Raw genomic sequence first — 22,838 nt, 5'->3', positions numbered from 1 at the left:
TCGGCGCTGCTGCGGCGATGCAGTCCGGGCAAGTTAACAACCGCTTAGTATGTGGTCAACGTCTCAGCGGGTATTTCTCGATACCGACCGGTTGGTATGTCACTCTGGTGGCGGTATCGCCGACGGAGGTCGATCAATACCGGTCAGGAGAGTTTCGTGCCGAGCATGCGGAGCACCAGCTCGCTGTACTCCTGGCCCAGCTTCTTCGGTGTCTGGCGGGCGCGGTCGCTGTACCAGCGGGAGACGTCGACGCCGAGCGAGAGCACGGCGCGGGCGGCGGTGTGCGGGTCGCCGACGGTGAACACGCCCGTCCGCGTGCCCTCGGTGATGACCTCGCGCACGATCTGCTCGATGCGGCGGCGCAGTTTCGCGACGATCTCGAACTCCTCGTCCGGGAGCGCGTGCAGTTCGTACTGCACGACGCGCGCCACGGTGTGCCGCCGCGCGTGCCACGCCACGAAGTCCTCGACCAGCAGCCGGATCCGTTCGACAGGGTCGGTCTCGCGGGCCACGACGCTCTCGACCAGTGAGAGCGTCTGCTCGTGGCCGTATTTGGAGATCGCGAACAGCAGCGCGGCCTTGGACGGGAAGTGGACGTACAGCGCCGCGGGGCTCATGCCCGCCGCCGAGGCGATGTCCCGGGTGGTGGTCGCGTGATAACCGCGCCGGGCGAAGGATTCGACCCCGGCCAGCATCAGCCGTCGTGCCGTCTCCGGCTGGACGTCGGGCCACAGTTCGGCCGACAGCGACATGGTCATCCGCGAATCCTCCCAGACGCTCGTACCGGATGGTGGGCTTGACACCACCTCCGGCCCTTCCCATTGTAAGTGAGCGCTCGCTTAGTGACTGCGCTCGTCGGTGAACACAGAGGAGATCGAAGAGTGAACTCGTTCAAGGATCGCGTCGCGATCGTCACCGGCGCCAGCCGGGGTATCGGCCTCGGGATCGCCAAGGACCTGGTCGAGCGCGGCGCGAAGGTGTGCATCACCGCGCGCAAGCCGGAGCCGCTGGCCGAGGCCGTCGCCGAGCTGGGCGGGGAAGCCGTCGCGATCGCCGTCCCGGGCAAGGCCGACGACACCGCGCACCAGGACGAGGCCGTCGCCAAGACGATCGAGGCCTTCGGGCGGCTGGACATGCTGGTCAACAACACCGGCATCAACCCCGTGTTCGGGCCGACCCTGGACATCGAGCCCGAAGCCGCGGCGAAGATCTTCGCGGTGAACGTGCTCGCGCCGCTGTCGTGGACGCGCCGGGCGCGCGACGCGTGGATGGGGGAGCACGGCGGCGCGGTGGTGAACGTCGCGTCGGTCGCCGGACTCGGCGCGTCTCCGGGGATCGGAATGTACGGCGTCAGCAAGGCCGCGCTGATCCGCCTCACCAAGGAACTCGGCTTCGAGCTGGGGCCGAAGATCCGGGTGAACGCCGTCGCGCCCGCCGTGGTCAAGACCAAGTTCGCGACCGCGCTGTACGAGGGCAGGGAAGAAGAGGTCTCCGAGTCGTACCCGATGAAGCGGCTCGGGGTGCCGGCGGACATCGCGAGCGCGGTGTCGTTCCTGCTCTCGGACGAAGCGGGCTGGATCACCGGGCAGACGGTCGTCCTCGACGGCGGCGTGACCCTGGCGGGTGGCCTGTGACCGCGTCGTTCGCCGGAGCGGGTGTCGTCGTCACCGGTGGAGGCGGCGGTATCGGCTCCGTGCTCGCCCGCCGGTTCGCCGCGGAGGGGGCAAGGGTCGTCGTCGGCGACCTGAACGGGGACGCCGCGGCCGAAGTCGCGAAGGAGATCGGCGGGACCGCCGTCGCCGGTGACGCCGCGAGCGAAGCGGGTGTCGCGTCGCTGATCGAGACAGCCCGCGAAACCCTCGGCGAGGTCGATGTCTTCTGTGCCAACGCCGGGATCGCGCCGATGGGCGGCGTGGACGCGCCGGAGGAGGAGTGGGCGCGGATCTGGGACGTCAACGTGATGGCGCACGTGCGCGCGGCACGGCTGTTGCTGCCGCCGTGGCTCGAGCGCGGCCGCGGGCACTTCATTTCGACGGTGTCGGCGGCGGGACTGCTGACCACCCTCGGTTCGGCCTCGTACTCGGTGACCAAACACGGTGCGCTCGCCTTCGCCGAATGGCTGTCGGCCACCTACCGGCATCGCGGCCTCACCGTGCAGGCGATCTGCCCGCAAGGCGTGCGGACGGCGATGCTGGAGAACACCGGCCCGGCGGGCGAACTGCTCATGGGCGCGTCGGCGATCCAGCCGGAGCAGGTCGCGGACGCGTTGTTCGAGGCCATCGCCGACGAACGTTTCCTGGTCCTGCCGCACCCCGAGGTCGCGGACTACTACGCCGCGCGCGCCACGCAGACCGACCGCTGGCTCGGCGGGATGAACAAACTGCAGCGCAAGGTGGAGCAGGTCATCGGCGAATGACCGGAACGGGCCGCGACCGTGCGCGCGGTCGCGGCCCGCGCCCCGGTCAGGCGACCTCGTTCAGTTTTCCGGTGGCGACATCGAAGACGAAGCCGCGGACGGAATCCTTCTCGGGGATGAACGGGCTGTTCTTGATGCGCGCGATCGACTGACGCACGTCGGCGTCGAGGTCGCCGAAGGCTTCGGCGGCCCAGGACGGTTTGACGCCGACGTCCTCCTGGATGGATTTCTTGAAGCCGTCGTCGGTGAAGGTCAGCATTCCGCAGTCGGTGTGGTGGATGAGGATGATTTCCCGCGTGCCGAGCAGGCGCTGGCTGATCGCGAGGGAACGGATTTCGTCCTCGGTGACGACGCCGCCCGCGTTGCGGATGACGTGCGCTTCGCCTTCCTGAAGGCCGAGGACGCCGTAAACGTTGATCCGGGCGTCCATACACGCGAGCACGGCGACCTGCTTGGCGGGTGGCAAGGGAAGCGGCCCGGAAAAGCGCGAGGCGTAGTCGGCGTTGTTGGCCAGGAGTTCGTCGGTGACGGACATGGTGATCCCTTCCGATCGGAGTACCGACGAGTGGACCGTTGGGATGCACGCATGCGCAACCGTGCCCATGAGCTGGGACCGGGATCGGCTGATCAGGTGGGTGAACCAAGCCGCGGTGCTCCGGGTTTCGAACGGGGCCCTTCGGCCGGGAAGGTTGATCTTCGCCTGAGATTCGGCCACTGTAGGCGTGGGGTCTTGCTCGCGGTAAGGAAAACTCAATGAACAAGCGCTTCGTGGTCCGTGGGGCCGTTCTCGCCGCGACCCTCGCGGGCTCCGTGCTCACCGGGGGAACGGCGATGGCGAGCACCGCGGAACCGTGCGCTGCCGGGGCGTCTGGTGACGTCGCGGCGGCTTCCTGCACGCCGTACCGCAAGCAGAGTGAAGGCTGGAGCAGTAAAACCTCCTGTAACCGCGCCGGGAACGAGGGCGCGCAGGCGATGCGCTGGACCGGCTGGAACTGCAACCAGGCGCTGGCGGGCTGGGAGCTGTGGGTGCGCACCTGCACCGCGCTGGCCGCCGAGAAGGACGCGGTGACCACGCGCGAAACGGTCTGATCCGCGCAGGGCTGTCCCGGGTGTGAAACATCCGGGACAGCCCTGTCACTTTTTCGGTGTCCACAGTGGACGGCCAGGTTTCGGTCAAGCGATCGCTTCTGCGCCGAATGCCGATTCGGTCGATCGACAGGTGAGGACGGGCGGTGTGCCGATCACCGGGCACCCTCTTCGCGAATCCGCTCCGACGACGGCGCAAAGACGCCGAGATCCACCTTAAATCAATGTTAAGGACCGGCGGATTCGGTGCTATCTTGACTGGGCGAAACGCGAGAAGTTCTTCACTCGGAATTCGCCTCGCATCCCTCGTGGTGCGGGCTCGCCGCGGGGGTTCGGTCACCGAATCCGCCGCTGAGCTGAGGATTCTCCCGCGGGGCCGCCGATACCGAACCTTCGGTACGGCCTGTCCGCACGGTGGGTTCGGTGGCCACGAACTGCTGCGGAATTCGTTGACCCCGTCGAGAGCCGGTTCGTAGTGTTTGCCGAGTCTTGGGCAGGGACGGCTTTGGTGGACACGAATGGCTCAGGCAGAAGGGGGCTTTCCATGGCCGGCATCCGAACGATTTCCCCGATCGGCAAGTGGGCTTTCGACGCGGGTCGTACCGCGCGGCCCGGAATCATCAGTGAATTCGTGGAAGTCGCCGACATGCCACTGGCGGCGCTCAGTGCCGGGCTGCGGCTCGGTGGTGGCAACGCCGCCTTCTTCCGGCTGCTCGGCCGTCGTCCCGCCGACGTGCTCGGTGAATCGTTCCCCGAGCTCGTCACCACCGGTCCCGATCATCTGCGTGACCGGCTGAACCGGGTCGCCGAAGGCTGGGAGCAGCGCTTCCGCGGCAGCGTGACCGGGCTCGGATCCGGCGGTGCCGACCGGCTGACCATCGTGGCGGGCCGGATGCGGGCGCCGGGTACGGCGATCCTGCTGACCGTGCTCCCGGAGGCGGGGCCCGCCGCGGCCCGCGCCGAGCAGCTGAGCTCGGTCAACGACATCGAGGCGAAGATCCTCCAGGGCATCGCCAGTGGCTTGTCCAGCCTGGAGATGGCCGACAAGTACTACCTGAGCCGCCAGGGCATCGACTACCACGTCGCCCGCTTGCAGCGGAAGTTCAAGGCGCGCAACCGGGTCGAACTGGTTTCGCGCGCCTTCGCCACCGGGCTGCTCGACTCGACGGCGTGGCCGCCGCGGGTGCCGGAGTCCCGGCGCGCGAGCTGACCGCCCGGATCTGACGGATGGATGGCCGCCGCGTGACGTGCTCGTGCGATTACGGTGCGGTCCCAGTGAACGGTCCGGGCTCAGCCCCTGCTCACCGTCGTATTTCGGAAGAATTCGTAATGATCTTCGAGGCATGTTCGCTCATCTGAGCGGCACGGCCGACCGGAGCGGACGCCGGGTGGCCTGCTGGGGTAAACCTGGATGTCATGGGTCGTTCACGGTTCATTCCCTGGAGCGCGGTCTTCTGTCACACTTCGTCGCACCGGGCTCACGTGTGGTGTCGCGTCGAGTGTGGCCGCCTTGCCCTCGGAATCGCGCGCTCTCCGACTTCGCGCTCATTTGAGCGGCACGCATCCTCGTAGCGAGGGATAACCCTCGCCGGGGTTGGCCGGTCTATTCGGTAAGACGATCACACGATGAGATGGAAGCACGTAAGCGTTTGTTCGCTCTGTGTGACGGCAGCGACCCGATGGGACGACAGGAGGCGGAGATGGTGGACGCCAACAGACCCGGGCGCACGCTGGCCGGACGTGACGACGAGCTGCGCCGGCTCGCCACACGGCTGAGCCCCGGTGCGCCTGGTCAAGGCTCCGTCATCGTCGTGCGAGGGCAGTCGGGTATCGGCAAGTCCAGCCTGTTGGACACCGCGCTGGCCGCTCTCACGGACACCGTCATCTGCCGGGGCGAAGGGGCCGCGGCTTCCCGGGAACTGCTCGCGGAACTGCGCCGGGCCGGCGCGCCGGTCTCGGATCCGGACGACTTCGCCGCCTGGTACGAGGGATTCGCGGTTTGGGCGGGCGGGCAGCCCGCGATCGTGCTCGCCGTCGACGATGTTCAGTGGTGTGATGAACCGACGTTGCGCTGGCTGAGCCTCATCGCCCGCCACGCGACGCGGCTGCCGGTGCGGATGATCCTGGTCCGGTCGGCCGCCGACGGCCCGGACGGTGTGGCGGAACGGTTGTCGGACCTCGAATCCTGGTACGGCACCGAGGTGCTCGACCTCGGTCCGCTGCCCGCGGAGGCCGTCGCCTCACTGGCGCGCGAGGCCGTCGGATCGGAGCCGGGGGAAGCGTTCGTGCGGCACTGCGTCGAGCAGTCCGGCGGGAATCCCTTGCTGCTGCGGGAGATGCTCGACGAACTGGGCAAGGTCGCGGCGGGCGTCGCGCCGGTGGCCGGTTCCGCGGCGGGAGCCGCGCTGATCCACTCCCTGTTCACCGGCATCCCGGACTACGCCCGGTCGGTCGCCACCGCCATCGCGGTACTCGGCGGGCAGGACCTGTCCCTGGTGGCGCGGCTGGCCAAGGTACCGGCCCGTACCGCCGGAACCGCCGTCGACCTGCTGCGGAGTCAGCACATCCTTGCGCCGGAAGGGTTTTCCTTCCGGCACGACCCGGTGCGGGAAGGACTGCTCGACGCCCTCGATCCCGCCGAGCTCGGCCGGTGGCGGCGTACCGCGGCGATTCTGCTGAGCGACGCGGCCGGGTCGCCGGAAGAAGTGGCCGAGCACCTGCTCGAACTCGGCGAGCTGGACTCGTGGATGGTCGACCTGCTGAGGGACGCCGCGAGCTGCGCCTGCGACCGTGGCGCGCCCTGGGACGCGCTGCGCTATCTTCGGCCCGCCGCGGCGGCGAGGCCTTCCGATGCGGGCCTGGCCGTCCAGCTAGCCGAGACGGTCGCGCTGCTGGAACCGGACAGCGGCTTCGACCTCCTGCGCCGCGCGCTCGAACTGCAGCAGGATCCCTCCGACCGCGCCAGGGCCGCGGTGAAGCTGGGCCGCGCGGCGCTCGTCGCCCGCCGCTGCGGGACCGCCGTCACCGTGCTGGACCGGGTGCTGACCGTCCTCGGCGGCGAGGTGGACCAGCAATTGCGGATCCATCTCGAAGGGCTGTTGTGCCTGGTGGGCATCGAAGATCGCGACAGCCTGCCGAAGCTCGACACCCGGATCCAGCCCCGGACCGGCGACGGCCCGGAAGCCGTCGTCGACGCCAGGCATCTGGCCGTGTGCGCCGTCGTCGCCGCGCTCGACGGGACCCGGCCGCGCGAGGCCGCCGAATGGGCGATGCGCGCGATCCGCGGGTACACCCCGACCACCGACGACTCGGCCGTCAGCTCCGCCGTCCTGGCGCTCTTGCTGACCGACGAGGTCGACGTCGCCAGGAACGAACTGACCAGGGCCATCGAGCTCGTCCCGGCCCAGCGCAGCGAGTACCTCGCTTTCCGCGGCCTGCTCGGGCATTGGTGCGGCGATCTCGCCACCGCGGCCGCCGACGCCGGACAGGCCTACGCGCTCAGCCGCCGTGCCGAAGGGCGCACCGGCGGGGTGGTCCCACGGATCGCGCTCGCCACCGTCGCGGCCCAGCAGGGCGACACCGCGAAGGCGATGAAGTTGTTGCGGGAGGCGGATTCCCCGCAGTTGTGGGATCACACGGTGATGCGCCCGTGGTTCCAGCTCGTCGACGCGCGGGTGCATTGGGCGGCGGGGGATCGCGAGGCGGCGCTGAAGCTGTTCCACCGCTGCGGCGAGAGCCTCGCCGACGTCGGCATCGCCAACCCGCTGCTGGCACCGTGGTGGTTCGAGGGCGCCTGCCTGCTGGCGGGCGAAAGGGAATTCGAGGCCGCGGCGGAACTCGCGGCCGAAGGGGCCGAGCCGGCGGCGCGGTGGGGCACGCCGCGAGCGGTCGGAATGTCCCGGCTCGCGACCGCGGTCGCCACCCGCGGCCCCGACCGGATCGCGCTGATCGAAGAGGCTGCGGGCATTCTCGCCGGGTCTCCCGCCCGGCTGGAGGAAGCGCTGGCGGAGTTCCACCTCGGCCACGCGCTCGTCGAAGCGGGGGACACGGCCGCCGCGCGCGTCCGCCTGCGGCGCTGTGTCGAGCTGAGTTTGCGGACAGGGGACCGTTTTCTGCTCCGCCGGGCCCAGCGGACCGCCGCCGAGGCCGGTATCCCGAGCGAGGTCTCCCCGCTCGATTCGCTGAGCCCGGCCGAACGGCACATCGCCCGGCTCGCCGGGCGCGGGATCAGCAACCGGGTCATCGCGGAACGCCTCTTCGTCACCGTCCGGACCATCGAAACGCATCTGACGAGCGTGTACCGCAAGCTGCGGATCACCGGCCGGGGCGAGCTGGCCGTGATCGTCGGCCACGTCGACGACCGTCCCGTGCTGCTCGAGGGTGCCCGGTGAGCGCCGTCCGGCGGCTCGAAGCCGACGGCGCGGACGAACTCGTCGAGCGCGAAACCGAACTGCGCCTGCTCAGCCGCCTGGTCGGGGATCTCGAACTCGGCCACGGCGGTTCCGCGCTCGTGCTCGGCCCGGCGGGCAGCGGGCGGACGGCGCTGCTGGACCAGGTCGCGTCGCTGGCCACCGAGCGGGGGCTGCAGGTGTTCACCGCGCGCGGATCGGCCACCGAGGCGGAGCTGCCGTACGGGCTGCTTTCCCAGCTGCTCGCCTCGATCCCGGAACTCGCGGACGTCCCGTGGTTGCACGCCGCGCTTTCGGACGGCACCGACGTGCAGGTCCTGCACGAACTGCTCTGCCAGCGGCTGCTGGAATCGGCCCGGCGCCGCCCGGTCCTGCTGGTCGTCGACGATCTGATCCTGGCCGACGAACAGTCCGAGGCCTGGCTGGCCGCGTTGCAGCGGCGCAGGGGGAGCGACCCGGTGCTGCTCATCGCCGCGCATTCCGGCCCGCAGGACGCCGACGGCGACGGCGCGGATCCGCTGTGCCTCGGCGGTCTTCCCTGGGAGAACCGGCATGTCGTGCGGTTGCGGCCGTTGAGCGAGGCGGCCGTCCGGCGGCTGGTGCACGCGGTCCCGGCGCCGCGTCCGCCGGTGGCCGAGGTCTACGCGGCCACACGCGGGAACCCCGCCCTGCTCGCGGAAGTGCTCGCCCGGTCGGCCGCCGGGCCGGGGCCCGGCGCGGAGATCACCGCGATCACCGCGGACGTGCGCCGCGACACCGTGCTCGACCTGCTCGCCCGGCTGCCGTCCGATCTCGCCGCGCTGGTGCGGACGATCGCCGCGATCGGCACCCTCGACGAGGCCTACCTGCGCCCGCTCGCCGCCCCGCTCGGGATGCCGCTGAACCGGGCGCTGCGGGTGCTGGCGGACTCCGGCCTGATCGGGACCGATCCCGCCGAGCCGATGAACCCCCAGGTGGCCACCTGGGTGCTGGCCGCGACCGGCGCGGAGGAGCGGGCGGGGACGCGACGGCGGGCCGCCGAGCTCGGGCATCGCCGGGCCGCCCCGGAGGAGGACGTCGCCGGGCTGCTGCTCGGTTCGCAGCCGGTCGGCGAGGCTTGGGCGCTGGAGACCCTGCACGCGGCCGCGTTGCGCCGACGCGAAGCCGGGGACCACACCGAAGCGGCCCGGTACTACCGGCGGGCGCTCGCCGAACCCGCGCCGCCCGGGACGTCGGCCCGGTTGCGGTTGGAGCTGGAGACGGTCGAGGCGTCGTCGTGCCCGTTCACCGGCGGGTTGCGGCTGGCCAGGGCGACCCGGGTCTCCGACGGCGACGACACCGTCCGAACGCGACTGTCCGCTGTGGACTTGATGATGCAGCGAGGGGCCAGGGACGACGCGCTTCGCGAGCTGGCCGTGTTGAGCGAGGCCGTGGCCGACGACCGGGATCGCGCGGATCTGACGGCGTTGCACTGGCTGGCCGAAGGGACCGGCGCGGGGGCCGTCCTCCTCGGCATCCCGGCCTTGACGGACCTGGACCCGACATCGCTGACCCCCGAGCAGACGGCGGCCGCGTCCTGGCTGGCGACGACGGCGTGCCGCGACGGGCGGGTGGCCCGCAGACTGGCCCGGCGCGCGGCGGATCCGTCGAACGAGCCCATGACCCTCTATTCGCCGCGGCTGGCGCTGGCCATCACCTTCACCCAGACCGACGACGTCCTGGAAGCGCTTTCCGTCTACGAGGAAGTGATCGCGGACGCGAGCGCCGCCGGGGCGGGCGTGCCGGTGGCACTCGGCCTCACCGGCCAGGCCTGGATCCACCTGCAACGCGGTCGCGTGCAGGCCGCGGAGGAGGCGCTCGCCAAGGCCACCGCGTCCGGTCCGCCGGACGGCTGGCCGCCGACGGTCACCGCGTCGCTGAGCACGATCGCGATCGCGGCGGGGCTCACCCGCGGCGATCTCGAGGCCGCCCAGCGCGCCGTCGACGCGGCCGTCGACGGCGGGCCGCTGTACTCCACGCCGTATCTGCTCTTCATGCGCGGGTTGCTGGAACTGGACCTGAAACGCCATCGGCGGGCACTGGGGCTGTTCCAGGAATGCGGCAGGCGGATGAACGCGATCGGCTGGCAGAACCCCGGACTGGTGCCGTGGCGTTCGCATGTCGCCATCGCGGCGCAGGCGCTCGGCGACGAGCACACCGCCGCCGCGATGATCAGCGAGGAATGGCGGCTGGCACAGGATTGGGGCACGCGCACCGCGATCGGGCGGACCCATCTGGGCGCGGGTGTCGCGGTGCGGTCCGAAGACGCGGTGTTCCGGCTGACGCAGGCGGTCAACGCGCTCCAGCAGTCGCCCGCCAGGGTGCTCTACGTCGAGGCGGTGCTGCTGCTCGCGGCCGCGCAGATCAACCGGGGGCAGACCAGCGGCGTGCCGCGACTGCTGCGCGAGGCCGAACGGCTGGCCACCGCGTACCAGCTCGCGTGGGCGACCTCCCGCATCGCCGACCTCGGGAAACGGCTGTCCGACCGGCCGCGGCGGTCCTATCGCACGGCGTCCCGGCGCTGGCGGGCGCTCTCGCCCGCCGCGACCGACCTCGTCCGCCGCGTGCTCGCGAACGCCTCCAACGCCGAACTGGCGGAGGAACTGGGCGTGAGCAAACGCGCCGTCGAGCTCCGGCTCACCGCGATCTACCGGCAGCTCGAGGTGACCGGGCGGGCCGAGTTGCGGGAGCTGTTCGACGCGCTGGACAAGGAGCTCTGATCCGTCGTCATGATGATCGAGCGAGTCGACCAGCAGGCCGCGATCGCCGGGGCCGTCGCCGAGGCGCGTGCCGGAGCGGGGCAGTTCGTCGTCGTCCGCGGCGGGCTGGGCGCCGGCCGGTCCGCGCTGCTGCACGCGGCGGGGGAGGAGGCCGCCGCGCGGGGCGTGCGCGTCGTCCGGGCGGCCGCGACCCCACTGGACCGAGGCGTCGCGCACGGCGTGGTCTGGCTGCTGCTGGAACCCTTGCTGGAATCCGGCCGCCGCGGGGAGTTGCTCACCGCGGTCCGGGCCGACAGTGAGTTCCCCGCCGATCCGCCCGACGCGCGCCGCGCCCATCTCGTCCTGCACGAACTGCTGGAACTGTTCACCGACATGGTGCGCGACACCGGTCCGGTCGCGCTGCTGGTGGACGATCTGCAGTGGGCCGACCCGGCTTCGGCGCGGTGGCTCGCGTATCTGGCCAAGCGGATGAGCCGCCTGCGGGTCCTCGTCGTGGCCACCCTGCTGGAAGGTGACGACTCCGCGGACGACGTCGTGGTCAAGGACATCGCCCGGACCGCGGCACGCACGGTGCACGCCACCCCGCTCTCGGCCGCCGGTGTCCGGTCCTACCTGACCGCCCGCTGCGGAGCCGAACCCGCGGACGAGTTCGCGGACGTCTGCTACGCCCGCACCGGCGGTTCGCCCATGTTGCTGGACGCGCTGGTCAACGCGATGCTCGGCCACGGTCTGCGGCCGATCGCCCCGGCCGCGGCCGAACTCGCCGCGCTGCGGCCCTCGCCCGCCGCGGCGCGGCTGACCCGGTGCCTGCGCGCCCAGCCGGACGACGTCTCCGCGGTGGCCAAGGCGATGGCCGCCCTCGGCGGGGCGACCGAGCCCGGCGTCCTCGCCGAGCTCGCCGACCTCGACTCGCCGGACTTCGACGCGGCCTTGCGCGCGTTGCGGCGGCTGGGGCTCGTCGAAGCCCCCGCAGACGGGCTGCTGCGGTTCGCGGGGGAGATGGCGGGCGATCTCGTCGCCGACCAGCTCAGCGCGGACGAACAGGACCGGTTGCACCTGCGCGCCGCGAATGTCCTCTACCGCAACGGAAGGCCGGTCGAGCAGATCGGACGGCAGCTGCTGGCCACGGTCGCCGAACCCGAGCCGTGGGCCGCGGAGGTGCTGCGGACCGCGGCCAGTGCCGCGCTCGCGAACTCGTCGCCCCAGACGGCCGCCCAGTATCTGCAGCACGCGCTGGCGCATCCGGGTGCCGACCGCGCGGAACTGCTCGTCGATCTCGCCGCCGTCGAACGCGGCTACGACCTGCCCGCCGCCCACCGGCATCTGCACCAGGCGCTGGGCCTGATGCGGGATCCGGTGGACCGCGCGTTCGCGCTCGGCCTGCTCCCGGTGGTGACCGGGCTGCGGTTCGCCGCGGACGTCCGCCGCCTCCGGCAGGTGCTCGCGGAACTGCGGGAGGTCCCCGGTCCGGACGCGGCCGACGCGGCGTTGCGCATGGAGGCCCGTCTTCGCTATCTCGAACGGGGTGTCCCCGGTGCCGGCGACGCGGCGGCGGACCGGCTGGCGGAACTCGGTCCCGCGCCCGCCCAGGATTCCTCGGCCCAGCGGGAGCTGGTCGCGGTCCTGCTGTACCTGATGACCGTCGCGGGCGTCGCGCCCCGGGAGTCCATTGTGGACCTCGCCAGGCAGGTGCTGGAGCGGGAACCCGGTTCGCCGGACCAGATGTACACCACGCTGCCGCTCACGGTGCTGGTGCTGGCCGCCGCCGATTCGCTCGACGGCGTCGACTCCTGGCTCGCCGCGGCGTGCGGTCCCGCGGCCGATCCGGACCTGCCGACACTGGTCGCCTGGGCGGGACAGTCGCTCGTGGCCTCCGCCACCGGCCTGCTCGGCGTCGCCCGCGACCGGGCGCAGGCGGTGCTGGTGTCGGCGGGTCCCAGCCGGGTCGGGATCACCATGACGGCGATGCGGGTGCTGGCCGAAATCGCGATGGAGCAACGAGATCCGGCACTCGCGCGGCTGATCGTCGACCATCTGGAGGTCGAGCACGACCCCTGGCTCCGGTCCCTGGCGTACGGCACCTTGGCCCTGACCGAGGCCAATCACACCGCGGCCGCCGAGTACTTCCTCGACTGCGTGCATCAGCTGGAGCGGTTCGGGAACCGCGTGCTGCTGCCACTGCGCGGCCAGATCGCCCTGCTGCTCGCGGCGACCGACGATCCGAAGCGGGCGGAAGCGGTCGCGCAGGGCGAGGTCGAGCGGGCGTTGTCCTGGGGCGCGCCGTCGTCGGTGGGGCGCGCGCTGCGGATCCGCGCGACGCTGCTCGACCGGGACGAGGACGCCGTCCCGATCCTGCGCGAGGCCGCGGAAACCCTGGCCCGCTCGGGAGACCGGCTCGAACTCGCCCGCACGCTGATCCTGCTCGGGGAACGCGGCACCGGACCCGACGCCCGCGAGCGGCTGCTGGAAGGGCGCAGCCTGGCGGCCGGATGCGGGGCGAGCTGGCTGACCGGGTCCGCGGAGCCGCCGGATCAGGCGGACGGCGGACTGCTGACCGCGACCGAGCAGCGCGTGGTGGAACTGGCGGTGTCCGGCCGCCGCAACCGCGACATCGCGGAACTGCTGGAGGTCACCGTGCGCGCGGTGGAGAAGCACCTCACCAGTTCGTATCGCAAGCTGGGCATCAGTGGCCGCGCCCAGTTGGCCGCGGCGATGCGCGGCCATCGGGCGGGCTGAGCCCGGTCAGGATCCGGCGGGGCCGAGGCGTCCCTGCAGCCACGCCGCCGCCAACTCGACCCGGGACTGGCTGCCGGTGCGTTCGAACAGCGACGTCAGCCGGGCTTCGATGCGCTTCTCGCTGACCTGCAGTGCCGCCGCGATCTGCCGGTTCGTGCGGCCGCTCGCGATCAGGCCGACGATGTGGCGCTCCAAGGGATCCAACCCCGCCCGGTCGGTCCGGTCCGCGCGGTCCGGGGAGAAGGAGATCCGGTGCCGATCGAGCAGATCCGAAACGTGCGGCAGGGCCGCGACGGCGTCCAGGCGCTTCAACGTCCGGTGCGCCTCCAGCAGTGACGGCCCGGGGACCGGGCTCACCTCGCCGAACGCCGTGCACGCCTCGGCTATCCGGAACACGTCGCCGGACTGCCGGGCCAGCTTGACCCCGGCGCGCACCGACTCCATGTCACCGCGCACGAGACCCCCGCACACCAGCGCCGCCTCCTGGACCGACGCGGTCGGGCTGCGGACGGCGAGGCTCTCGAGTTCGGCGAGCAGGCGGGTCACGGTCTCGGTGTCCCCCTGCTGCCTCGCTCCGTGCAGGAGTCGGGCGAGCAGGCGTTCCATCCCCGCTCGCACCCCGCGGTCGCGGCATTCGGCGTAGTCCTGCCAGCCTCGGGCGAGGGCTTCGTCGTGCCGTCCTTCGGACTGGTGGAGCAGGCACCTGACCCACGCGACGTACGCGTCGGCGGAAGTCCGGAAAGGCAAGCGGCGCAACCAATCCGCCGCCCTGTCCGGCTGGGCGCGCTGGGCGCAGATCTCCGCGGCGAACACACTCGCGAACCGGTGGCGGCGGGGCGGGTCCCACCACAGGCGGTCGCCTTCGAGCTGCCGGGCCAGCGACAACGCCGCGTCCCACTCGCCCTCGCGGTAAGCCTGCCGGACCATATGCCAATCGACCGCGAAACCGGACGTCGGCGGTTGGTAGCGGCCGCGCAACAGGACGTTCAGGACACTGACCGTGTCGAGGACCTCGGCGGCTTCGGCGACGTCCTCGTGCGGCGGCATTTCCGTCAGTACCAACCACTCCTCGGCCGGTCTGCCGCCGTCGCCGGGCAGCGCGCCCAGCAGGATCCCGGCGCCGAGGGCGAACAGCTGGTCGTCTTCCGCGCCACTGGCACGCGCGAGCGCCCGCACCGCTTCGGCGGCCGCCGGGCGGTCGGCCCGATTGACCGCGTCGAGCAGCAGACGGCAGTCGGGAACCTTGTCGAGGAGATGCGCGACTTCGGCGGCCAGCGGTCGTACGACGTCGAGTTCGGCGAGTCGTTGCTCGTGGGCGAGCGCGCCCAGCCAGCACATCAGGACGGTGGCGGACAGCCGGGCGGACGGCCCCGGGTCGGCGAGCCGCGGTGCGACGACGGTGGCGAGGTCGTCGGCCAGCGCGCCGTAGCCGCCGGCCGCGAGGCTGTCCGCGAGCAGGGCCCGGAGCACTTCGGGAAACCGGTCGTCGGACGGGGCGAGCAGCCGGAGCGCCGCCAGCCGGTAGCGGCGCGCCGCCGGCATGTCGGTGTTCCCGCTCGCGGCCGCGTCGAGCAGCAGGCTCGCCGTCCCGGGATCCGGTGGTGACGGCGGGAGCTCGGCGAGATGCGGGGCGATTTCGGCGGGATCGGCCGGATGACGGTCGAGGAGATCCCGCACGATCCTCCGGTGCAGCACCGTGCGCCAGCGTAGGCCGTGCTCCAGCCGGAGTCTGTCGGCCAGCGCGGGGACGGCGAACTCCACCGCGCCGTCCGTCCCGCCGCGAAGGATCCCGGCCCGGACCAGGTCGTCGAGGGCCTGGCCCGCGACCGACGGCGTCAGCGCGGCCGCGGAGGCCAGCCAGGGCAACCTTTCGAGGGTCGGGACGCTTTGTTCGCTCAGCACCGCGATGATGGCGGCCAGCCGCCGGGCGCGCGGCCCGAGCCGTCGCAGCCTGAGCGTCTCGGGATGTCCCTCGGGCAGCACGATCGGGGGTCCCGCGCCGGTCAGGCAGACGTGTTCGTCGACGACCGACAGCCTGCCGGAGACGCGCAGGCCGGTGATCGTCGCGCCGACCGTGCCGGGATTGCCGAACAGCGGGCCGAGCGCGGTGCGGACCGCGCTGACGAGCGCGGGATCGCTCGCGATCCGCCCGGCGCGGGTGGTCCAGCCGGGCAGCAGCGCCGTCGTCTCCGCGGCGGTCAGCGGCCGGAGGCCCACCGTGCCGTCGGCGATGGCGAGCAGTTTGCCGACCGGGCCGCCGCCGGGGTCCCGGCCTGCCGCGGTCGCGACGGTGACCGTCCCGGTGGCGCGGGCACCCTCGGCGACCAGGGTGAGCACGGTGGCGAGCTCCGGCGGCAGCAGATCGAAGTCGTCGAACTGCAGGACGATCCGGCTGCGCGGGGCGAGGGTGGCGAGAACGGTGATCAGATCGTGGGCCGTCGTCTGCGGTCCGGTGCCGGAGCCCGACTCGAGCCGGGCCCGCAGCCAGGCCACCGCGCTGAGCATGCTGACCAGCTCGGGCCGGTCGAGGGTCGCGATCAGCTCGACCAGCTGGGTCGTCAGCCGGAGCAACACGGTTTCGGGCTCGGGACCGGCCGGGACGGCCAGCACGGCGGCGCCGGAGCGGCGTCCGCGCTGGGCCAGCCCGGAGAGGACGGTGCTGCGGCCGCTGCCCGCCGGGCCGTGCAGCACCCAGATCGCACCGGACCCGGTGAGCACCCGGTCCAGAGCGGCCTGCGCGTCGTCCGGTCCGGCGTTCGTGACGGCCGTCGCTCCCATTTCCCTCCTCGGCCGGCGCGGGACCACGGCGCGGCCGGGCGACGGTCGCTCCGAGCATGGCGCACGGAGGACCGCTCGGTCGGGAGGTCAGGCGGCCGGGGCACCTTCGGCCAGCATAGTTGCCCCGGCGGACCACGGTCGACCGCTTCCACCAGAGTCAGCCTTCCCGAAGAAAGCGCTCTCTCCCTCCGCGTTTCGTACTCTAGTTGCGGTCTTTAGCGTGCGTAACTACCGCAACTAGAGGACTAAATGCGGGTGTGGGGATCGGGGCGTGTTGCGAAAGTGGCGTTCGCAGCGCGTGGCCCGTGGCTTTCGCGACACCCGGGCTGGCTGGCGAAGCCCTCGCAACGACTCGACCCACCACGCCACTGTCGCCCTGGCTCGCCCCCGCAGTACATGAAGGCCCCCTTCCTTGCGCCTAGGTACAGGAAGGGGGCCTTCATGTACTCGGGGAAGGTGTGAAGGTCGAGTTTCTTCGGCTGAGCCGAGGGAAGTGGCCCTTCACGCGCCGCCGCCCGTGACTGCCGGGGCTGGCGGGTGTCGCTGAGGCTGCGGAGGGCGATCACGTAGTCCGTGAAGGCCTCCTTGCCTACCTTCAGGGTAGGCAAGGAGGCCTTCACGGACCTGCAACCAACTCCAGCCACAACAGCAGGTACCTAAGACCTTGCGGCTCTAACCCGAATCGCCACTCACGACCACCCCACAGGAAACCACCAGGCCCACGTCTGTGCACGACACTTTGTGTGCCGCTCACGACCTCCTCTAGTTGTGGTCCTTAGCGTGCGCAACTACCGCGACTAGAGGACTAAATGCGGGTGCTCGGGGCGTCGGGGACGGGGTCGGGTTGTGGTTGGGGTACGTCGGTCTCGATCACCTTCGGGACGCCGCGCAGGCTCCGGAGCGCCACCACCGCGAGGACCACCATCACCGCCGCGCTGCCCAGCATGCTGGTGCGGATGCCGCCGACGAACGACTCCTCCGCGGCCGTGCGGACCGCCGTCGCCACCGGTTCCGGCAGGCCGGTCGCGACCGCCGCCGTGGCACTGAACGACTCCCGCACCTGGGCGGCCAGCTCGGGCGGTACGCCGGCGGGCAGGGCCAGCTCGGCGTGGTAGACGGCGGACAGCACGCTGCCGACCACCGCGATGCCGAGTGAGCCGCCGAGTTCGTAGGCGGTGGCGGAGATCGCCGACGCCGCACCGGCGCGATCGCGGGGGACCGTGCCGAGGATGGTGTCGCCGGTGACGGTCAGCGTGAGCCCCGCGCCCGCACCGAACGCCACCTGCGCGGCCAGCACCAGTACGTACGTCGAGTCCGTGTTCACCGCGCCGAACAGCCCGAAGCCGATCGACGCCAGCGCCAGCCCGCCCGACACCGTCGGCGCCCGGCCGAACCGGCGCACCGCCTTGGCCGCCAGGACACCGCCCGCGACGAGCGCCGCGATTGCGCCCGGGACGAACGCCAGCCCGGAGCGCAGCGGACTCCAGCCCAGGACGAGCTGGAAGTACTGGCTGGAGATCAGGGCGAAGGCCGACATCGTGAACACCGACACCAGGTTCGAGCCGACGGAGGCCGAGAACCCGCGGCGCCGGAACAGGTCCAGGTCGATCAGCGGTTGTTCGAGCCGTCGCTGGCGGCGGGCGAACCACCACAGCGACGCGCCCCCGACCGCGAACGCGCCGAGCACTTCCGGGTACCACAGGCCGACGTAGAACGCGCCCTTCAGCGCGTACACCACGGCCACCAGCCCGACGATGGACAGCAGCACGCTGGGCAGATCGAGCCGCAACCGACCGCTGGAGCGGGATTCCGGCACGACGCGGGCGGCGCCGAGGATCAGCAGCGCCACCGGGATGTTGACCATGAACACCGAACCCCACCAGAAGTGTTCCAGCAGGACCCCGCCGACGATCGGGCCGATCGCGAAGCCCGCGGCCGATACCCCGGCGGTGACGCCCACCGCGGCGGTCCGCGCCCGCTGGGTGGTGAAAACCGCGCGCAGCAACGAAGTCGTCGAGGGCAGCACGGCCGCGCCCGCGACTCCCAGCAGCGCCCGGGCCGTGATGAGCATTTCGGCGCTCGGGGCGTAGGCGGCCACCAGCGAGCCCAGCGCGAACGCGGCCACCCCGACCACGAGCACCCGCCGCCTGCCGAACCGGTCGCCCAGATTGCCCATGGTCACCAGCAGACCGCCCATGGCGAAGCCGTAGACGTCCGCGATCCACAGCAGTTCCTCGGCCGACGCGCCGAGTTGGGTGGTGAGCGCCGGCACGGCCAGGTGCAGCACGGTCATGTCGATCGCGACCATCAGCTGCGCCAGGCAGGACACCATGATCGTCGCGATGTCGCGGGCCTTGGTGCTCATGCGGCCACCGCCTCGGGAAGGCGGGGCCGGGGTTTCGGTTTCAGCGTGCTCCGGAGGTCGGCCCGCAGGAGGGTGAACGCCGACGTCAGCCCGGGCAGCCGGTGCAGCAGGTGGTCCGGGCCGGCGACGAGGACCCGGCCGACGCCGAGCCGGGTGAACCGGTGGACCAGCCCGGGCAGCCGTACCGCGTTGACCGTCGACTCCAGCAGGAGCGACGCCGCCTCGTCACCGGTCCGGACCGGCTCTCCGTCCTGATCGGACACGATCGGGAGGTCAGGGGCGGAAAAGTCGAACTCGCCGAAGACCTCCTCCGCGAGCCTGTCGCGCAGCCCGCCGAGCATCCGCGCGTGGGCGGCGGGACGCATCGTCGTGAGCGCGTACCCGCCCGCGGCCCGCACCCGGCGGACGAATTCGTCCAAAGCGGACTCGCGCAGGGTCACCAGGTGGACTTCCTCGTCGAACCGGCCGGAGAGTTCGTGGCCGATCCCGTCGAGGATCCCGCCGAGCGCCGTTTCCGGCGTCCGTACGACGAACTGGCTGACGAGATCCTGGTTCGTCGTCTCGAAATACTCCCGTTCCCGGCAGGCCACGGCGTCGACGAGCCGGACGAGATCCCCGAGCGGAAGGGCGCCCGCGCGGACCACGGCGGCGCGTTCGCCGAAGCTGGCGCCGCCGACCGCGACCGGTGCCAGCCCGTGCTCCCGCTCCGCCCGTTCGGCGAGTGCCAGCGACGCGAGCACGAACGCGATCTGGGTGTGCTCGTTGTACTCTTCGCCCGTTCTGGCCAGCGGATCCAGCAAGGAGCGGCCGAGCGCGTGCTCCGCCGCGCCGAGCAGGCGCCGGGCCAGAGGGTCGATGACGAGGAACCTGCCCAGTTCCGAAGCACGGGCGGGACCCATGCCGGGGAAGAGGACGGCATCCGTGGAAATGTCCACTGTGCACACCCAGTTTCGTTTTCGGATCAGAGTTGTTCGGCCGCGGCGAACTGCTCGAGCCGCTTCCGGTCCGGTTTCCCGTTGCGGTTCAACGGGAACTGATCGGTGACGAGGACACGGTTCGGCTGCTCGGCCGGGGGCAGCACGCCGCAGATCCGGTCGCGCCAGTAGCGCGAGTCCCGTTGTGCGTCGTCCTCGACGACGAAGACCAGGCTCGACCCGCGCCGCTGGTCGGGCAGCGCGACGATCTTCGCCGAACAGCCGTCTTCGGCCAGCCGGTGCTCGATCACCTCGGGGTGCAGGGTGTGCCCGTTGCGGTGCACGGCCCGTTTGCGCCCGACGACGAACAGGTTCCCGTCCGCGTCGAGCCGGCCGAGGTCGCCGGTGGCGTACCAGCCGCGGTCGACGGGGAGCACCTGCCCGGTGCCGTCGAGGTAGCCCTCCATGAGATCCGGGTCGAGGACGAACAGCTCGCCGATTTCGCCGCTGGGCAGCACGGTGCCGTCGTCGGCGCGCACCTCCAGGGTCAGTCCTTCGACGATTTGCCCGCAGCCACGGGGGTTTCCGATGTTGGCGAAGGCGACGTTGCCCATTTCGGTGCTGCCGTAGCTGTCGAGCAGCGGCATGCCGAAGAGCTCGTCGGACTGCTCCACGACCCCGGGTTCGAGCGGGGCGGCGCCGCTGCACAGCATGCGCACGCGGGAGAATTCCGCTTTGAGCGACGGACGTTTGCCGATGATGTTGAACAGGCTGCGATAGGTGGACGGCGTCGCGTCGACGACCGTCGCGCCGGCCATCCCCGCCAGGCGCAGCGCCCGGTCGGGACGGCGGTAGGGCGCGATCACCAGCGAGCAGTCCCGCAGCCAAGCGATCATCACCATCGAAAGGCCGTACTGGTGGTTGAACGGCAGCAGCGGCAGGAGGACGTCGTCGGCGACGTGGCCGACCAGGTCGGCGTTGCGTTCCAGGTTCTTCAGGAACCGCGCGCCGTTCTTCGCGACGCCCTTGGGGACGCCGGTCGAGCCGGAAGACCACATCACGAGGCTGTCGGGCAGCTTTTCCCAGACGTCGAACCGCAACCGGACATCGGTCGGGGTCCGGTCGGCGGCGGCCACCATGATCTCGTAGGTGTACGCCGTCGGCGCGTCGGCAGGCATCGGCGCGTCGTCGTCGACGACCGCCAGCACGACACCGGAACCGGCGATCGTCTCGGCGGTACGGTCGGCGTGCTCCATGTGGTCGACGAGCACCACGGACGCGCCGGCGTGCATCAGCGCGACGAGGATCGTCAGGTAGGCCAACGTGTTGTCGGCCTTGAGCAGGACACGGTCGCCGGAGCCGACACCGCGGTCGCGCAGCACTTCGGCGACCCGGAGGGCCTGCTGCTCGAAGGCGGCGCCGCCGGTGACCGCGTCGGGGGAATAGATCTTCGCGAACATGGGGAAGTCCTTTCCACTGTCAATCCAGGCTCACCGGGGCGATCTCGTCGAACACGTCGCCGGGACCGGGGTTGTCCGGATGGGTGCCGCCGCCCAGGTGCTCGACGACGCCCCACACGGCGTTCAACGCGGTGGTGACCGCGCTCTCGGAGAAACCGGCGATCCACGCGACGTCGTCGCCGGCCAGGAAGAAGCCGCGGTGGTGGTCGGCGGCGTCGCGCTGCATGAACTGGGTGAACAGCCGCCGCTGGTAGCGGTAGCTGCCGGGAAGGCAGGATTTGAAGGCGCCCTTGAAGTGCGGCTGGGTCTCCCAGGTGATCGCGATCGGCGGGCCGATCATGTGGGAGCGGATGTCGACGCCGGGGTAGATCTTGGCCAGCGCGGCGAGCATCACGTCGAGCCGCTCGTCCGGGGTCAGCGAAGCGACCTTCAGCGAGTCGTCGTTCCACGTGTAGGAAAGCAGCATCGTGCCGGGCTCGTCGGGGCCGTTGTCGATCAGGTAGACCCCGCGCGGGATGCGGTCGGTGAGCGTCGTGCTCATCACGTCCCGGCCGGTCGCCGGATCCTGGTCGAGCCAGAACGGCCGGTCGGTGATGACGAACAGTTTGGACGCGCCCATGTAGTGCGTGCGCTCCAGCGCGGTCCACACCGGCTGCGGCAGCAAGGCGTCGTCGCTCTTCATCCCCGAGAGCAGGTTCCAGTTCTGCGCGGCGAAGATCGCCGCCGGATAGGTGCGCACGTCGCGGTCGGCGTCCTCGATGGTGAACCCGCGGCCGGTCCGGTCGATCCGCACCACCGCCGGGCGCGGCTCGCCGCCGTGCAGGCTCGCCAGCGACGTGCCGGACGGCCAGTATTCGAGCTCGGCGGGCTCGTCGGTCCACAGCCCGAGCGGCAACTGCTGGCAGCCGCCGATGATCCGGTGGTGCTCGTCGCTGGTGTCGGTGCAGATCACGCGCAGGATCTCGAGCGCGGAGTTGGGGAAGTCGGTGTCCCAGCCGCCGCAGCCGAAACCGACCTGGCCGAAGATCTCGCGGTGCTCGAAGGAGGAGAACAGCGGGGACGAGGTCAGGAAGCCGTAGAACGACACGTTGTCGAACTTGGTGACCAAGTGGTTCCACAGTGCCTTGATGGTCGAGATGTCCCGGCGCCGGATGGCGTCCTCCATCAGCGACAGATCCGCCTGCTCCTGCAGCGTCTTCGTCCAGGCGTCGTTGACCTCGCGGTACACCGCGGGCAGGTCGGCGGACGTCCGGGCCCAGTGGTTCTCGCCGTGCAGGTTGATCACCGTGCTCGGCGACGCGGGGGAGAGCGGGTTGGGGAACGGCGTCGTTTCCAGCCCGACCTTGTCGATGTAGTGGAAGAGAGCGCCCGCGGACGGCGGGAAGCGCATCGCGCCCAGCTCGGCGACGGCGTCGGGGTAGCCGGGCAGGCTCACCGAGCGCATCCGGCCGCCGAGTTGCTCGGCCTCGTAGATCACCGGCTTCAGGCCGAGCTTCATCAGCTCGTAGGCGGCCACCATCCCGGACAGGCCACCGCCGATCACCGCGACCTCGGTGCCGTGCGCCTGGCGCGGCACCCGGCCGAGGCCGGCGGGATGGCGGATCCAGTCGTCGTAGGCGAACGGGAAATCGGGACACAGCATGCTCGTCGGCGGAGCCGCCTCGGCCCGCGGGCGGGGCAGGACGCGTTCTTCGACGGGAGACATGGTCATCGGCGTTACCTCCGGCACTAGTTCTGGCGTCGCGCGGACGACCCGGCCGGCACGGCGGACGCCGGCGTTCTCGTGCGGCCACGGGTCTGTGCGCTGAAATCGGGGCACTGAAATCCGGTTCGCCGAGAGCCACGTTAACGATTCCGTTCCGGAGCGACGGATACCTTTTCCACCGCTTGCCCACGGCACGGAAACCCGGCGGAGGGGCGGGCGGTTACCCGGCGG

Annotated in this window: 14 protein-coding genes; 7 read left to right on the top strand and 7 right to left on the bottom strand. The window is 71.3% G+C overall.

Annotated features, from left to right (window positions below):
• Positions 1-143: 143 nt before the first annotated feature.
• The gene (locus ACLJRM_RS06465; protein WP_410662563.1) at positions 144-758 is read right to left on the bottom strand and encodes a TetR/AcrR family transcriptional regulator; all 615 of its coding nucleotides are present in this window, start codon (positions 756-758) and stop codon (positions 144-146) included.
• A 123-nt stretch (positions 759-881) separates the two neighbouring features.
• Between ACLJRM_RS06465 and ACLJRM_RS06460 the strand changes: the two genes are divergently transcribed.
• Together ACLJRM_RS06460 and ACLJRM_RS06455 are read left to right on the top strand one after the other, a co-directional pair.
• Positions 882-1,634, top strand: a complete 753-nt coding sequence (locus ACLJRM_RS06460; protein WP_410604678.1) for an SDR family oxidoreductase — start codon at positions 882-884, stop codon at positions 1,632-1,634.
• Positions 1,631-2,416 carry an SDR family oxidoreductase gene (locus tag ACLJRM_RS06455; RefSeq protein ID WP_101606855.1) on the top strand — a complete coding sequence of 262 codons (786 nt, stop codon included), beginning with the start codon at positions 1,631-1,633 and terminating at the stop codon, positions 2,414-2,416. The genes ACLJRM_RS06460 and ACLJRM_RS06455 overlap by 4 nt, the downstream gene beginning before the upstream one ends.
• A gap of 46 nt (positions 2,417-2,462) precedes the next feature.
• On the opposite strand, the gene ACLJRM_RS06450 is transcribed toward ACLJRM_RS06455, so the two are convergent.
• The gene (locus ACLJRM_RS06450; protein WP_101606856.1) at positions 2,463-2,951 is read right to left on the bottom strand and encodes a beta-class carbonic anhydrase; all 489 of its coding nucleotides are present in this window, start codon (positions 2,949-2,951) and stop codon (positions 2,463-2,465) included.
• A gap of 218 nt (positions 2,952-3,169) precedes the next feature.
• Between ACLJRM_RS06450 and ACLJRM_RS06445 the strand changes: the two genes are divergently transcribed.
• From ACLJRM_RS06445 to ACLJRM_RS06425, 5 genes are all read left to right on the top strand, one after another.
• Entirely contained in the window at positions 3,170-3,505 is a 336-nt protein-coding gene (locus tag ACLJRM_RS06445) for a hypothetical protein (RefSeq protein WP_101606858.1), read from the top strand.
• Positions 3,506-4,046: 541 nt separating this feature from the next.
• Positions 4,047-4,712, top strand: a complete 666-nt coding sequence (locus ACLJRM_RS06440; RefSeq protein ID WP_410604676.1) for a LuxR C-terminal-related transcriptional regulator — start codon at positions 4,047-4,049, stop codon at positions 4,710-4,712.
• Positions 4,713-5,202: 490 nt separating this feature from the next.
• Entirely contained in the window at positions 5,203-7,893 is a 2,691-nt protein-coding gene (locus ACLJRM_RS06435; protein WP_410662562.1) for an AAA family ATPase, read from the top strand.
• The gene (locus ACLJRM_RS06430; RefSeq protein ID WP_410662561.1) at positions 7,890-10,649 is read left to right on the top strand and encodes an AAA family ATPase; all 2,760 of its coding nucleotides are present in this window, start codon (positions 7,890-7,892) and stop codon (positions 10,647-10,649) included. Before ACLJRM_RS06435 ends, ACLJRM_RS06430 begins: the two co-directional genes overlap by 4 nt.
• Before the next feature lie 9 nt (positions 10,650-10,658).
• On the top strand, positions 10,659-13,385 hold the full coding sequence (locus tag ACLJRM_RS06425; protein ID WP_410662560.1) for an AAA family ATPase: 2,727 nt from the start codon (positions 10,659-10,661) through the stop codon (positions 13,383-13,385).
• 6 nt (positions 13,386-13,391) lie between these two features.
• Here the strand turns inward: ACLJRM_RS06425 and ACLJRM_RS06420 are convergent, their stop codons facing one another.
• The 5 genes from ACLJRM_RS06420 to ACLJRM_RS06400 form a co-directional block, all read right to left on the bottom strand.
• On the bottom strand, positions 13,392-16,163 hold the full coding sequence (locus tag ACLJRM_RS06420) for an AAA family ATPase (RefSeq protein ID WP_410662559.1): 2,772 nt from the start codon (positions 16,161-16,163) through the stop codon (positions 13,392-13,394).
• A gap of 805 nt (positions 16,164-16,968) precedes the next feature.
• Positions 16,969-18,528 (bottom strand): MFS transporter, encoded by a 1,560-nt coding sequence (locus ACLJRM_RS06415; RefSeq protein ID WP_101606864.1) that lies wholly within the window; start codon positions 18,526-18,528, stop codon positions 16,969-16,971.
• The gene (locus ACLJRM_RS06410; RefSeq protein ID WP_410662558.1) at positions 18,525-19,463 is read right to left on the bottom strand and encodes an ACP S-malonyltransferase; all 939 of its coding nucleotides are present in this window, start codon (positions 19,461-19,463) and stop codon (positions 18,525-18,527) included. The genes ACLJRM_RS06415 and ACLJRM_RS06410 overlap by 4 nt, the downstream gene beginning before the upstream one ends.
• A gap of 26 nt (positions 19,464-19,489) precedes the next feature.
• Complete coding sequence (locus tag ACLJRM_RS06405; RefSeq protein ID WP_410604669.1) at positions 19,490-20,902, bottom strand: class I adenylate-forming enzyme family protein; 1,413 nt, start codon at positions 20,900-20,902, stop codon at positions 19,490-19,492.
• Between the two features lie 19 nt (positions 20,903-20,921).
• Positions 20,922-22,613, bottom strand: coding sequence for a flavin monoamine oxidase family protein (locus ACLJRM_RS06400; protein ID WP_101606867.1), 1,692 nt, complete (start codon positions 22,611-22,613; stop codon positions 20,922-20,924).
• Positions 22,614-22,838: the final 225 nt, after the last annotated feature.

The organism is Amycolatopsis sp. lyj-84 (assembly GCF_046549075.1).
Taxonomy (GTDB): Bacteria; Actinomycetota; Actinomycetes; order Mycobacteriales; family Pseudonocardiaceae; genus Amycolatopsis.
The sequence above is the reverse complement of the archived record's forward strand: the minus strand, read 5'-3'. Positions and strand labels throughout refer to the sequence as shown.

Excerpts from the sequence above, each read along its gene's own strand:
- ACLJRM_RS06465 (WP_410662563.1), bottom strand. The coding sequence starts at position 758 with ATGACCATGTCGCTGTCGGCCGAACTGTGGCCCGACGTCCAGCCGGAG.
- ACLJRM_RS06450 (WP_101606856.1), bottom strand. The coding sequence starts at position 2,951 with ATGTCCGTCACCGACGAACTCCTGGCCAACAACGCCGACTACGCCTCG.
- ACLJRM_RS06445 (WP_101606858.1), top strand. The coding sequence starts at position 3,170 with ATGAACAAGCGCTTCGTGGTCCGTGGGGCCGTTCTCGCCGCGACCCTC.
- ACLJRM_RS06440 (WP_410604676.1), top strand. The coding sequence starts at position 4,047 with ATGGCCGGCATCCGAACGATTTCCCCGATCGGCAAGTGGGCTTTCGAC.
- ACLJRM_RS06435 (WP_410662562.1), top strand. The coding sequence starts at position 5,203 with ATGGTGGACGCCAACAGACCCGGGCGCACGCTGGCCGGACGTGACGAC.
- ACLJRM_RS06425 (WP_410662560.1), top strand. The coding sequence starts at position 10,659 with ATGATGATCGAGCGAGTCGACCAGCAGGCCGCGATCGCCGGGGCCGTC.
- ACLJRM_RS06420 (WP_410662559.1), bottom strand. The coding sequence starts at position 16,163 with ATGGGAGCGACGGCCGTCACGAACGCCGGACCGGACGACGCGCAGGCC.
- ACLJRM_RS06415 (WP_101606864.1), bottom strand. The coding sequence starts at position 18,528 with ATGAGCACCAAGGCCCGCGACATCGCGACGATCATGGTGTCCTGCCTG.
- ACLJRM_RS06405 (WP_410604669.1), bottom strand. The coding sequence starts at position 20,902 with ATGTTCGCGAAGATCTATTCCCCCGACGCGGTCACCGGCGGCGCCGCC.
- ACLJRM_RS06400 (WP_101606867.1), bottom strand. The coding sequence starts at position 22,613 with ATGACCATGTCTCCCGTCGAAGAACGCGTCCTGCCCCGCCCGCGGGCC.